This window comes from Anabaena sp. TISTR 8404, assembly GCF_056847745.1.
In genome coordinates this window covers 26,220-39,290 of record NZ_CP180578.1, presented here as the reverse complement: position 1 = coordinate 39,290, position 13,071 = coordinate 26,220, and the positions used below count along the sequence as shown (strand labels likewise).

Sequence of the window (13,071 nt, the reverse complement as noted above, 5' to 3'; positions counted from 1 at the left end):
AAGTAAGTTTCCGACTCGGAATCCTTCAACATACGCGGGAAGGTCACTAGCTTTATTCAAAAAGCTAATTTAACAGAAAGCTAATTTTAAAAAATTAGCTTTTTAATAAAAGCTAAAAAGCCAAAAATATAAAAAGCTAATTAGCTAAATTTATTAATTGACAAAATTATTAAATCAGCTTAAGTTAATTGGCTAATTTAATAAATTACTAAAAATAGAGATGCTGACAATTACCGTAAGCTCGTTGAGTGGCGGTCAGGGCAAGACGACAACTGCCCTGTTCCTTGGTCGGCTGCTATCACGCCAGGGGTTCACTACCTTGATGCTCGACTCCGACCCCCAACATAATCTCACTACCTATCTGGGGTTTGAGTTGTCACCTAACCAACCAACCCTATTGGAGTTTCTTAAAAAAACAGTTGCACCAGAGGACTGCATTTACCCGACTAAAGATAACGACAATCTGTTTCTCATCCCTGCCGATGACCAACTCGATACCGTGCAAGATTATTTATCTAACAGTGGAGTTGGTGCAACCTTGCTCAAGCGGCGATTGGAAGCCGTCAGTCAAATCTTCAAAGTGTGCATTATCGATGCCCCGCCCCAGAGATCGCAAATTTGTTTAACAGTGATCGGCGCAGCAGATTTTCTCATCATCCCCGCAGAAGCATCGGTTAAAGGCTATGGTTCCCTCGTGCGGACGCTCGACTTACTAAGCGGATTACGCGATGTCGGGGCGACGAATGCCTCAATTTTAGGTGTACTCCCCTTCCGCGACCGTTGGTTTGGTAACACCCAAGCGCAAGAAAGTCGGGCGGCGGTAGATGGAATGCGCGATGAAGTAGGCGAAAAGTTAGTTCTACCCTCAATCCGCGAATCAGAACGCTATAAACAAGCCATCAACAAACGTACAACCCTCTCACAGTTGGGTTACACCGACCTAGAATATCCGTTTGAAATCTTAATTGAGAAAATCCGTACATCTGTTGGGAGCCAATAATAATGTCAGACAACATACTCAACCAACTACGCAACAAACGCAATCGCCCGACAGTTACACCACGCCAAGATGCACTTCTGGTTCAAGAACAGCCTCAACCCCAAGCTCTTGAGCAAAACTTACCACAACAACCTACCCCAGTTACAGAACAAGTGAACCCAACTGCTTCTTCAGCTGACACAATCGCCGAACTGAAAGCCGAACTTGAAAAATACCCTCAAACTCGGCGACATTCAGCAATCGTTTTAGAAAAAGACCTCGACCAAAAATTAACACAGCTTTGTAAGGACAAAGGAATCACAGTTGAGGTATTTTTAGAAGCTGCCTGGACTGTTGCAAGTGCCGATAACGAACTTGTAGAAAAAATTACTACGGAAGCCAAACGCCGCTACGACCAACGCAAGCGGGTTGGGCAAATTAAACGGTTAATCACAATGCTGACTAATCCTTCAAAATAAAGACCAAGAGCCACCAAAATCTGTGCAGGGACATATTGAAACGTCTGGGTAAATTGGCGACAAATGCCAGTTCAGTTAGTCAAAGACGTTCACGTGTCAGACACAGCAAGGCTTACAAATCAAATAAGTGAGGAGAAAAATCGAATTGTCTACTTACCCGAAGCTGGTGTACAAGCCGTTACTGACTGGCTGCTGATTCAGGGTAAAGCACCAGGGCCGCTATTTTATCCTTTAAATAAGGCAAATAAAATCATTCCAAAACGGATGAGTGAGCAGGGGGTGTTACGAGCTTTGCAACGACGCGGGGAAAAAGCCGAGGTGGATGCGTTTACACCCCATGATTTTAGAAGAACTTTTATCGGTAATCGGCGTTGCTGATTAGTGGGATGTTTTTTGTTTCGCACAAAGGCGCAAAGGCTCGAAAAATCGATAGTTCAATTTGCTAAAAAGGCTTAATTCATCCCGCATTTATGCAATGCCCGGTAATCTATTGGATGCAGGTGTAGATATCGTCACGGTAGCGAAACTTGCAGGTCATGCGTCGCCAAATACGACAAGTAAGTACGATAGGCGTGGGGAAGCGGCTAAGAAACGGGCGATTGATTTGCTGAATGTGCCTTACAGTAGGCGGAAAAAATAGCTAAAGAAGTAAATTCACCCTTAAAACCTTTTTACAGTAAATTTCTTAGGCAAAATAATAATCATCTACCCCCAGTAGGAGTAATTTGTTTCTTGTGGCAATCAAAAAGTGGAATATAAATTACACCCTTGGATTTAGTAATTTCTGATAAATAGTGTTTACTGTTAGGTAATTAAGTAGGCTTATAGGCTTATAAGGAGATTAAGAATCATGGGTGTTGATGTTCATGCTGCTTGATATGTCTGGTGTCAAACTGATAGTAACCTTACCAGATATTACCTTAAGTACTTCAATAAGAAGTATAGACTCTTTTGAGGAGCGGCTCCGGTTAATAATCAGCCCCCTCCATTTTATTATGGAGCTTATTTCCGCTCTCTGTGTTTTTATAGGACTGGTTTTTTCTATCTGTGTTGTTATAGGGCTGTTTTTTTCATTCCTTTCAATTCAAAGTGCTAAACATGATTTCCAAAAAATATCTAATCCTGTCTTCAAGCGGGTAGCTTGGTTCAATTTAAATTCTTGTCTAATAGTCTTAACTTCAAAAATTCGGTTAAAAATAGGATTATGGCTGGCTGTAGCACTAGACTTTCAACTAGCAGCAGATATTTTAGAGACAATTTATGTTATTGAGGCATCACAAGCATTAATAAAACTTGTAGTGACTGCTATTATACGAGTCTTGTTTGGTTACTTTCTCCATTGGGAAATTGAGAAGTGGGAGCAACAGTAGCAATTCCTAATCTCTGATAAGTAAGTTTGAGCTAGATAGAGACTAATGGAAGTTACTAACTTGCTTAAAATTGGGGTTCTAAGTGTTTTGTTAATTGATTCTTTTTTTTTCTGGACATTTTTTAGGCGATAAGTTCTGTAACTCATTACCAGTAAGCATTACAGCTTATTTGCAGAGAATGTTGTTTCAAACTCGTTGTTTGCAGTTTGAAAATTATGTTTGCAGTTTTATTTGCAAATAATGTCGTTTTGAAGCGTCTTTATTTGCAAATTAATGTCGTTTCAAAATCGCCTTTTTTGCAGTTTTAGCCCTGGATGTTTGCAGTTCGCTACAGTTAGAAAGAGGTATTTATAAAGCTGACCGCCGCCAATGTCGCTCAACTTCCTTGCCCGGTAATGGCTTGAGTAAAAAGTAAAGTTTTTTTCTAGGGCGTGTTTTAAAACTATAGCCACATAATGATGGAAGCAAGTGTCAGCATTGCAAGGTAGTTATCAGCTTTCTTCTCATAGCGTGTAGCAATCCGACGAAATTGTTTCAAACGGTTGAAACATCGCTCGACCCGATTTCTTTGGCGATAAATGGATTTATCAAACTTACCGCGTCTGCGTTCGTTCGACCTACGTGGAATGGTTAAGCGAATACCACGCCGCTGCAAATATCGATTGGCAGAATACCTATACAGCAAGGTTTACAGCTTTAGCGTAACTATCTGTACCGTTGCTCATTTACCCCCTCTAACTTTTGACTCAATCTTCTCTAACTTTTGTTAGAGGGTTATGTTTTAGGGATCAGAACAATAGAGATAGTTATTGTTGGCTACGAACGCACAGGATTTCTAAAACCCTTACTGGATAAAGATATTAATGAAAAATAGGCTAAATTATACAACGCTCAAACCCTTGCTATCAAAGAATTTTTAGACTTTAGATGCGTTTGTCCTAGCTTTACTTATCTTAATAGCATAGAGTTCTTAAGGGGAATGGGTTTTTATGTCTAGACATGATCAGGCAGCAAAAATAATCAATGATGCCACTATAAAAGCAGCATCTGCTGCGGCTGCCAGTGGTATTTTAACTGGGGCGGGTGGAACTGATACCTCAGTCTTGATAGCAATACATACCCAAATGATATATGACTTAGCGCAGCTTTTTAATGTGTCAGTCACTGAAGGTCTGCTCACTACTATTCTTGGTTTAGGCGGTGGAGCAATTGTAGGAATAACTGGAGCCAAATGGGTAGCAAGCTGGCTTCCAATTGCTGGAGGTGCAATATGTGCTGGCATTTCTGCGCTTCACACTGAAGGCTTTGGTTGGCTCGCATACAATTATTTTGAAGAAAATTGCTAATGGAGAAGCATTTTATTTCTCGAAAAAACGAGAAGGTAAGAGAAATCGACAGGTATGCGAGATTGTGATTTGAACCATTAAATGGTTCTTGGCAACTTTTGATACTGGTGGCGAAATATTGCTTAACAAATAAGTTGGCTCCATCAAGAGTTATTTAGGATCTAAAAAGCGATCGCTTGAGGTATCGTTCGATGTCACTGAATCCACAACCGGGCTATACTGTACCAGCAGAAACTGCTAAAGTTGCCAAAGCTATTTTTCCGAAGGGTAACCTCTGCATCACAATGGCAGATCGCCTTGACTCCTTTGTGAGTGACCAAGATTTTAGTACATTGTTTTCTAACCAGGGACAACCTGGAGTATCACCGATGCGATTAGCTCTGGTGACAATATTGCAGTACATTGAAGGACTCACAGATCGTCAAGCCGCTGATGCTGTCCGAAGCCGAATTGATTGGAAGTACCTCCTGTGTTTAGAACTAACAGATAAGGGGTTTGACCACACTGTTTTGAGCGAATTTCGCACTCGCTTGATCGCTCAACAAGCTGAAAGTTTAGTGTTTGATCAACTCCTTAGCTGGTGTCAACAACAAGGCTGGCTGCAAGCAAGAGGTCGCCAACGGACAGACTCCACCCATGTTGTCGCGACCATTCGGGCAGTGACACGACTGGAGTGTGCTGGAGAAACGCTGCGGACGTGAAGCCGAGATATGTGTAAAAACCTGCAAGATGGTCTGGAAACTCCTACTATATATAGGTTTCAGCCATTTTCAAGTGAAATTGACACAAGGGGACAAATCTTGGGTATCTATCGCTACAAAAACCGGAGTATCTATTAACTTTATTTACAGGTTTTACAACTTAGACAATAAGCATCTTTCGTAGTTAATTGTCTGAAACTCTTACAGGGTAAATATTAGATTCATTTCAACCACACAGTATTTATAATTCTCTGTGGTAGACAAAAAGCAATTATTGACCCTTACACTGCAAGTATGTTCTCTCAAAATACTACATAAGCCTCAAAAACGCTCAAACCTATATATAGCAGGGCTTTTTAGAGCATCTTGCAGCTTTTTACACGTATCTCGGCTTCACGTCCTGCGGGCTGCATTGAATGCGCTGGCCGTTGTTGCACCTGCTTGGTTGCAAGCTCAAAGCCAGCCAGAATGGATAGAACGTTATAGCGAGCGCATGGAAGACTATCATCTACCGACTTCAAAAGCAGCGCAAGAGGAACAAGCCCATGTGTATGGCGAAGATGGAAAACAACTGCTCGATGCTATCTTTGATGGTCATAGTCCAGAATGGTTACGACAGGTTCCAGCAGTCGAAACACTACGACGAGTATGGGTACAGCAATACTATGTATGTAATAACGACATTTATTGGCGAACAGAGCAAGGAATACCGCCAGCTACATTAATGATTAGTTCACCCTATGATTTAGATGCTCATTATTCAAAAAAGAATACAACATCATGGGTAGGATACAAAGTTCATTTGAGTGAGACTTGCGAACCAAATTCCTTACATCTGATTACAAATGTTGAAACGACGGCAGCACCCATCGCCGATGGTGATGTGACTGAAGCAATCCATACTTCACTTGCTAACAAGGATTTGCTTCCCAGTAAGCATATCGTTGATACGGGATATCTAGATGCCGAATTGTTGGTAACTGCTTTTAGATCCTAAATAACTCTTGATGGAGCCAACTTATTTATTAAGCAATATTTCGCCACTAGTATCAAAAGTTGCCAAGAACCAAACTTTGCTTCATTAACTCCAATGCTATACGAAGATTTGCTTGTGTCCACAACAGCGGGGTCGCGTCGTTAGGTATATAATTTTCCCCTTTCAAATAATATAATTCAGGGCATTTGAAACCACCTAGTTTGAAATCCGTTGCAGTTAGTTGTCCCAGCGAACGATTTAGATAAAATACCTGTTTTTCTAAAAATTTTGCTTGCCGAGTATTCTGAAATTTCATCCCAAATATTGCCGAGATGATGGGGTCAAAAATGCACCACTGGGCTTCTTCATCATCCTTCAGAACACGTCCATTTTCTTTCAGCCACTGTTCACGTTCTGTAAATATGCTTGTGCGTATGTTTTCCGGAATATCTTCATAGTCATGACACCAGAATGAATCGCCTAAATACCTCCGAATACCGTACTTACCTTGCAAATTATTAATTACATCTGCAATAATCTCATTAGATTTTTCATCATTGATAACTTGCAAGGGATAAATTAAGAAGAGTAGAGCAGAATCGTAGCGTCTCTTCGGTTTAGACTCCCAAGGAAGAATTTCTTCAAGTGCATTTAGTCCTTTCTGAATCAATGTATTTAAAAGCTCAATCGTAATGAGCTTACCTTTATATTGACAACAGTGTGATATGAAGGAAAGCTGCATATTTAGCTCTTTCAAAGCTTTTAGTCCAGCAACAACAGCACCAATACTAGAAGCTTTTACCTTACGATCTTCTTCCCAATGACCGCTATCCTCGTCTTTCCAGTAAGAAATAGCTTCAAAATATAAAGCAAATAGTGCCAATGTCTCAACATCCTGTTGATTTGGCTCCAAAATTTTGTCACTTATTAACTTGCAATAGAACCATAAGAAATACCCCAATGCATCATTCTGTGCATGTTCCCAAGGTTGATTAATTTCTGCTAGATTCTCTCCATTAAATCGAACATGAGGACGAGCCATCACACATTTTGGATCAACTTGAGCATTAATAATATTTTCAAAACGATTTTTATGTTTCTGAAAATATTGCATCAAACACTTAGCGTTCTTGAGGGCTATATCATTATTCCCAAGAATATAATGAGAGTATGCAACGTAAACATTGTCTCGCAGCCATACGGCGGTATATCCGCTATATTCTGTAGAAGCTGTTACAATTGCAGCTGAGAAAAGACCATTCTCTAGAGCAGGAAAATTAAATGTTCCTTTTTCCTGTAGTAGGAAGGTGATATCTTGCAACTTCTTTAAGTTATAATTAGTTTCCACTAACTGAGCAACTTGACTATTATGTATAAAAGGTACAACTTCCATAAATACTCTATTCTAAATGGTCTATATCTGACTGCATCTGTTATTTAAAAAATTAAATATGATTCCTGTAATTTGTATTTAAAAAATTAAATATGATTCCTGTAATTTGGCATATTAAGTATTGATAAGCCAGATATCTTAATCTTAATACTTTAGATGCTTTAATCAGGTGGAGTTATTATTATTGTTATTGCTTTTTGTTTTTTTGTTTCTAAATAAAAAGATAACCATGTAATAAATAATAATATGATAGGTAAAATAATTCCTATATGAATCAAGAATGCTGCCAAATATTTAACTAAATTTAATAAATCTAAAAATTTATCGTCAATTTCCTTGTATAACTTGTATAATATTTTGTCTTGGCTTCGTAAGTAAAAACCAATTAAAGGCACAAATGCTGAATAAAGAAAGAAAAAAATCCATTCTCTAAATGACGAAGATGGAGGTTGGTGTTTTTGTATAAAAATATCTTTTTCTAGTTTTATAGTCCTTTTATAAGTGTGTTCAATTAACGTTGCCATCAAAAGGCATAAGATACCAGGGAGAACAAGTAGCAGTCCTTTTGCATAGTCTCTATTTCGATAGTCTTCGTTGTAATTGCCATGAATGATGTATTCAATGATAAGAAAAGTGCCAAATACAAATAATAAAAATGAGAATAATAAGTTTATAGTTTTTAGTATTTTTATTAATTTTTCTAAGTTGTCTGGCATATTGATATTTTCTTCATCTCCTAATTTTAATTTTTCATTTAATTCATTACTCTTACTAGAGTAGACAGTCTCAGTTAGCCATGCCATTAATATGCCTAAAATACCAGCGGTGAGATACAAATAAGCATCTGATTTATCATGTGCATAGTAAACAGTTGCAATTACTATTAGGGATAAAAATATACTAGACCATTTCAGTGCCCAATTCTCTATCTCATAAACGAAGCGAACATTTGCACATGTTTCCTCATAAACACATAAAATATTCAGTAAATCACGATTTTTTTCCCCTAAAAAATTTTGTTGTAAATCATTTTTTAAAATATTATTATATTTAATGATTTTTCTAAAAAAATGGCTAATTACAAATATTCGCAGATTTAAATGATAGCATAGCAAATCAATATATGCACAGGCAAATGGAATGAAAAAAATAGCTAAATCTTGAATATTACTCCTTTCATTATTCGTACTAATTATCCCAATGGATACAGAACCAAGAGCAGCACTGGTAATTAATTTCCATTTCAAAAAGTCCGATCGGGCTTTTTCAGTTTCGATAATTTCTGATCTTAAAGTTTCCATAAAATCTTCAATAAAATCACCTATTAACAAGTATTCAACTTACTCGTATTAACACTTTTGCAACCCCACCCTAAACTACACATGACCGTTTTCGTATCAGGTAGCTTTCTGATAATTTTTACGTTTTAGAGTTTCACCATCTCACGTATAATGTTCAGTATCGTTTCAGTTGTTCGTATCTCGCATACCTGTCGATTTCTCTTACCTTCTCGTTTTTTCGAGAAATAAAATGCTTCTCCATTAGCAATTTTCTTCAAAATAATTGTATGCGAGCCAACCAAAGCCTTCAGTGTGAAGCGCAGAAATGCCAGCACATATTGCACTTCCAGCAATTGGAAGCCAGCTTGCTACCCATTTGGCTCCAGTTATTCCTACAATTGCTCCACCGCCTAAACCAAGAATAGTAGTGAGCAGACCTTCAGTGACTGACACATCAAAAAGCTGCGCTAAGCCAAGAATAACTATCTCTATTGTTCTGATCCCTAAAACATAACCCTCTAACAAAAGTTAGAGAAGATTGAGTCAAAAGTTAGATAAAGGTATCACCCATGACAGGTTAAGAGAATTGCACGTTTGTCAAGTGGGTACGAAAAAAAGGGACAGATTCAGCTTTGGGATTGGCTTTCGCAGAGTTTGGCACGGTGATGCCAGTTTTGACTACACCCAAATCTTGATTCTCCTTGGCAGCAAAGTATTTAATCGGGTCATCAGCATTGCCTTTGTCATGGGCAACACTAAAATGATAAAGTCCTCAATAAATCATCTCCAAAGAAATGCAGGCAAAGTAATGATTGGTAATTCTTATAAATAAAGCCCTTCTGCCCTCTGTCTTCTGCCTTAAAGCGCGTAACCTCACATCTTGCACCAAGAAAAATTGATGCAATTTTATTACTCAGTAAAAAAGCCAAACCCTTTATTTAGCGTTAAAAGCTCATAAAAATGAGGTAGTTTTATAGCGCATCTCTTTACTTTACCTGGGGTTATACGTAGAGGTGCAAGATCTGAGTAACCTTTCATCATCACCAAAAGTTGCCAAGAATCTTAATGTGGTTTCAAAATCGGCTTGTTTGCAGTTTTATCTCCCGATGTTTGCAGTTCGCTACACCTAGAGGGAAAATCCTTTATTTTGTCTGAGTTCTTGTTGCTGTTCTGATTCTATTATTTGTTGCAATATGCGCTCTGCTTTTTGCCAAAAGCTCAGGTCTTCAGAGTGTACTTCCCCCAGATAAATAGCTGAATACTCAAGCTCACCTGACTGGTTTCGGTTGACTGCCACTCGAAAAATCTCACCTCGTTCATCATGGGTAAATACTAATTCTTTTCCTTGTTTTGACAGTGTTGCACGTTTAAATCTAAAGCTATGTTCACCTTTTTCTTGTAACTGCCAGTTGATTAATTTCACAGCAACAGGCACAGCTATAGCTAAATATTCTGACTCAAAGTGCTGTTTATCGTCGAGTTTTTGTTCTGATTGAGATTGTTTATCTGCCAGTTTATTTTGAGCGATTAGCACTAATGCTTTAGCTTCATCATGAGTCCATCCAGCCGGACTAGCTAGGATAATTTCTTCTATATCTTGGGCTGGCTGATTATCTAATAAGGATGAAATGACTGCGTGGCTAAATTTCAATAGTGATGTTAAACCCTTGGCAAATGCAAAGCACTACTATCACCAGGGCGAATGTGAATGTAACCCGATGTCGTTGCAATATCAGCGTGTCCCATTGTTTGCTGGAGCAACGGCACAGGTGTACCTCTCTCAGCATTATGGGTAGCGTGGCTATGCCTAAGCCAGTGACAACTAACTTTTTCTGTTAGTCCTGCTCGTTGGGCTGCATCCTTAATAATGGGGTCAACATTTTGGCGTTGCAGTGGCTTCATGCCTTTACCCTTGCGACTAGGGAAGACATAGGCATCTTTGGGAGCATCACCCCGGTAGCTCATCAACTCCTGCCACAGATATTCTGGTAGTAAAATGTGACGCGACTTGTCCCCCTTACCTACCACCGTCACTTGCCCAGAGAAATCGCGTTGAGTGAAATCCTTCCACCTCAGCCTTACCAACTCCGACACCCGTAAACCAGCCACATATAAAAGCTTCAATATCAACACATCCCTAACTTGTTGAGCTTTATAACGATACTTGGCCCGTTCGGTCAGCCGAATCATCAGCGCGATATCAGTTTCGGTTAGCACCTTAGAATGCAAACGCTGGTCAACCTTCTTTAAAGAGATAGCAGCACCGGGGTTTTGTTTGATGTAGCCAGTTTTGTAAGCAAAAGACAGCAAACTTTTGACCGTTGCCATATAGGTTTGAATCGTAGGTGCAGCTAATCCCCGGTTATGCAAATGTTCTGAAAACTCAACCAGATCCTCAAAAGTTGTGTGGGCGATCGCTTTGTTCACCCCTGCCAAAAATGCAGTGAACTGCGCCGCATAACGCAGATAACATTTTTGGGTCGAGTCGGGCTTGTCGTGCAGCCACAGTTGAATTAACCGCTGCTGGGCATTAACCGGAGCTAACTTGGATAGTTGCTTACCTCTGACCTTTACTGCTACTACTGGTGTCATAATCAACCGATATCTCAAACAGACAAAAGGCTACTTTTGTCTTTTTCTTACCCATACAGCTGTTTCGCCCCCCCAAAACCCTTTAGCATCATTTCTTTACCTACTGGGCGATATCAATCTCAACACCCCGCTTTTCAATTACCACAACCATCATTTCAATATTTCTACTGCCTTCCCCAGTCTTTAAATATATCGACCTCACCAAGAAAGCAGTCATCTGGCTATCTCTGTTTTATGAGTCCTTCGTCCCGTGCCGGGACTGGGTGACGGCTGTCAAAGTTTGAAGCGAGTGTCTGCTTTTAGCGGGAATAGCTATTCCTGTAAGCATCACAGCCACTACACCAATGGCCACCAGTATCGCAACACGCCGCAGACTAAAGTTGCGTTTATTTTGCTCAGTATTCATCTACACAATCAATCTGAAGTTGTTCAACCATAGCAAGCATTGTTGAACAGGCGAATTATCGCTTGGTATGTTCTGAGCGTTTACAGGGCTTCTGGAGTGTTGAGCAAAAAATACTCCAAAAGACATAGGAGCCTTATAGATTTGTCTAATACTATAGAATATATAAAACATCCGATTTGTGGAGTTATGAACAAAAAAGATGGCGAAATACTAAATATCTCGGCTCTGGAAGGGGATATTCTTGCCGTTCTAATCGGCAGAAAAGAATTATATGGATTAGAAATCCTGAATAATCTCAACTCAGGCCGACCCATCCCTTTGAGCTTCGGAAGTCTATATCCGACTCTAAATCGATTGGAGAAGAAGGGATTTATCGAATGGCGCTGGGGTGAAGAAGAAGAAAAAACTGGCGGAGCAAGACGGAAATACTACCAAGTGACTGGGCTAGGTGAAAGTGTTTTCAATGATTGGCAAATATATCGTTCTGGGTTAATAGAGCCTGCTTAAGGATAAACAGTAATGGCGAGTAGCTAAGGAAAGTGGATAAGAATACTAGGAATAGTGAGGGGAAACTCAATGTGGTGTAAGAGGCTAATTGTAGGTATAGTTGCAGTCGCAGTGGCCTTTATAGCTATAAAAACACCAGTAGCCTACAATCTGAACAAAGAGATGCGGAATCCGTTTATGTTAGTTTGGACGCTGCTATCACGGGAGCAGACACAGGCGTTAAATAGAGAGTGGATGCTGAAATCGATATTTCTAGGATTAGCAGTATCTGCCTTGATTTTAACGCTGGTGCTGTTATTGAAGCAGAGAAATCAAATTATTTTGTCAATGCTTCCAGAAGATTGCGTAGCGGATCTAATAGGTTTACATCAACAGTTGCAGAAGTCTGAAAAACCGAAGTCTATTTGGCTAATTCGAGGCATCATGCTGTGGAATATTTGCGGATCTCTGTGGGCTTTTCAAGTACATATTAAACTTGAAAATCTCTTTAGTTTACTTAAGAAGGCATTGAGTAAACGTTAAGTGTGAGAAAAAACTACAGATAAATATCTGTGTTCAGTCCAGCCAAATTTTTTTACATCTCACTTACAAACTATGCCACGCTACAAGCAACAACAATATCCAAAAACTACAGATAATCAACTCAGCCAGTTATTCCGTCAGCTATCTCAAATCAGTCGTAATAGCAGCGAGAATACAGGGTTAATTATTGCATATTTAAGCTTGCTCGGTTTTTTAGCGGCTGGATTTTTTGGAATCTTTGCGCTTTTGATATCACAGAGATTTCAGATTGCCCCACAAGAAGTTCAGAAGCCACTGCCGATTACTGGGGCTGTGATTCAACAAGAGCAGAAAACTTTCAACTCACCGTAAACAGAATTCCCAATCTTGGGAGCGCGAATAGAAATACTCAAAATAGTTGTACTATCGCTGCAATAAATTAACTTCTGCTAAACATCAAAAACCCTTGATAGCAAGAGAGATACTCAAAGTAGTTGTTGCGGCGGTGATACAACTAGAATTTTACTAATTCATGATAAGA

General features: G+C 39.4%; 15 protein-coding genes and 3 pseudogenes. 11 read left to right on the top strand and 7 right to left on the bottom strand.

What is annotated here, in order from left to right:
• Positions 1–220 precede the first annotated feature (220 nt).
• The 5 genes from ACMX3D_RS00250 (at position 221) to ACMX3D_RS00230 (ending at position 2,828) form a co-directional block, all read left to right on the top strand.
• Positions 221–1,000, top strand: coding sequence for a ParA family protein (locus tag ACMX3D_RS00250; RefSeq protein ID WP_482749501.1), 780 nt, complete (start codon positions 221–223; stop codon positions 998–1,000).
• 2 nt (positions 1,001–1,002) lie between these two features.
• Entirely contained in the window at positions 1,003–1,458 is a 456-nt protein-coding gene (locus tag ACMX3D_RS00245) for a carboxysome distribution maintenance protein McdB (protein ID WP_482749500.1), read from the top strand.
• A 63-nt stretch (positions 1,459–1,521) separates the two neighbouring features.
• Entirely contained in the window at positions 1,522–1,836 is a 315-nt protein-coding gene (locus ACMX3D_RS00240; protein ID WP_482749499.1) for a tyrosine-type recombinase/integrase, read from the top strand.
• A gap of 97 nt (positions 1,837–1,933) precedes the next feature.
• Positions 1,934–2,098 (top strand): hypothetical protein, encoded by a 165-nt coding sequence (locus ACMX3D_RS00235; RefSeq protein WP_482749498.1) that lies wholly within the window; start codon positions 1,934–1,936, stop codon positions 2,096–2,098.
• A gap of 226 nt (positions 2,099–2,324) precedes the next feature.
• Complete coding sequence (locus ACMX3D_RS00230) at positions 2,325–2,828, top strand: DUF1622 domain-containing protein (protein ID WP_482749497.1); 504 nt, start codon at positions 2,325–2,327, stop codon at positions 2,826–2,828.
• 442 nt (positions 2,829–3,270) lie between these two features.
• On the opposite strand, the gene ACMX3D_RS00225 is transcribed toward ACMX3D_RS00230, so the two are convergent.
• On the bottom strand, positions 3,271–3,513 hold the full coding sequence (locus tag ACMX3D_RS00225; protein ID WP_482749496.1) for a transposase: 243 nt from the start codon (positions 3,511–3,513) through the stop codon (positions 3,271–3,273).
• A gap of 304 nt (positions 3,514–3,817) precedes the next feature.
• Here ACMX3D_RS00225 and ACMX3D_RS00220 point away from each other — a divergent pair, with 304 nt between their 5' ends.
• The 3 genes and pseudogenes from ACMX3D_RS00220 to ACMX3D_RS00210 form a co-directional block, all read left to right on the top strand.
• On the top strand, positions 3,818–4,174 hold the full coding sequence (locus tag ACMX3D_RS00220) for a hypothetical protein (protein WP_482749495.1): 357 nt from the start codon (positions 3,818–3,820) through the stop codon (positions 4,172–4,174).
• A gap of 191 nt (positions 4,175–4,365) precedes the next feature.
• A pseudogene (locus ACMX3D_RS00215) lies at positions 4,366–4,863 on the top strand (transposase); the annotation flags it as partial.
• A 412-nt stretch (positions 4,864–5,275) separates the two neighbouring features.
• A pseudogene (locus ACMX3D_RS00210) lies at positions 5,276–5,860 on the top strand (IS5/IS1182 family transposase); the annotation flags it as partial.
• 64 nt (positions 5,861–5,924) lie between these two features.
• Here the strand turns inward: ACMX3D_RS00210 and ACMX3D_RS00205 are convergent.
• From ACMX3D_RS00205 to ACMX3D_RS00180, 6 genes and pseudogenes are all read right to left on the bottom strand, one after another.
• Positions 5,925–7,244, bottom strand: coding sequence for a glycoside hydrolase family 15 protein (locus tag ACMX3D_RS00205; protein WP_482749494.1), 1,320 nt, complete (start codon positions 7,242–7,244; stop codon positions 5,925–5,927).
• Between the two features lie 161 nt (positions 7,245–7,405).
• A complete protein-coding gene (locus ACMX3D_RS00200) occupies positions 7,406–8,545 on the bottom strand; it encodes a hypothetical protein (RefSeq protein WP_482749493.1) in 1,140 nt (379 codons plus the stop codon).
• A 240-nt stretch (positions 8,546–8,785) separates the two neighbouring features.
• Positions 8,786–9,049 carry a hypothetical protein gene (locus ACMX3D_RS00195; RefSeq protein ID WP_482749492.1) on the bottom strand — a complete coding sequence of 88 codons (264 nt, stop codon included), beginning with the start codon at positions 9,047–9,049 and terminating at the stop codon, positions 8,786–8,788.
• 88 nt (positions 9,050–9,137) lie between these two features.
• Positions 9,138–9,329 (bottom strand): annotated as a pseudogene (locus tag ACMX3D_RS00190) (IS4 family transposase); the annotation flags it as partial.
• 321 nt (positions 9,330–9,650) lie between these two features.
• Entirely contained in the window at positions 9,651–10,175 is a 525-nt protein-coding gene (locus ACMX3D_RS00185; RefSeq protein WP_482749491.1) for a hypothetical protein, read from the bottom strand.
• An 8-nt stretch (positions 10,176–10,183) separates the two neighbouring features.
• Positions 10,184–11,116, bottom strand: coding sequence for a tyrosine-type recombinase/integrase (locus tag ACMX3D_RS00180; RefSeq protein ID WP_482749490.1), 933 nt, complete (start codon positions 11,114–11,116; stop codon positions 10,184–10,186).
• A gap of 592 nt (positions 11,117–11,708) precedes the next feature.
• Here ACMX3D_RS00180 and ACMX3D_RS00175 point away from each other — a divergent pair.
• The 3 genes from ACMX3D_RS00175 (at position 11,709) to ACMX3D_RS00165 (ending at position 12,902) form a co-directional block, all read left to right on the top strand.
• Complete coding sequence (locus ACMX3D_RS00175) at positions 11,709–12,029, top strand: PadR family transcriptional regulator (protein WP_482749489.1); 321 nt, start codon at positions 11,709–11,711, stop codon at positions 12,027–12,029.
• A 177-nt stretch (positions 12,030–12,206) separates the two neighbouring features.
• Positions 12,207–12,551 carry a hypothetical protein gene (locus ACMX3D_RS00170; RefSeq protein ID WP_482749488.1) on the top strand — a complete coding sequence of 115 codons (345 nt, stop codon included), beginning with the start codon at positions 12,207–12,209 and terminating at the stop codon, positions 12,549–12,551.
• Between the two features lie 72 nt (positions 12,552–12,623).
• Complete coding sequence (locus tag ACMX3D_RS00165; RefSeq protein WP_482749487.1) at positions 12,624–12,902, top strand: hypothetical protein; 279 nt, start codon at positions 12,624–12,626, stop codon at positions 12,900–12,902.
• Positions 12,903–13,071 lie beyond the last annotated feature (169 nt).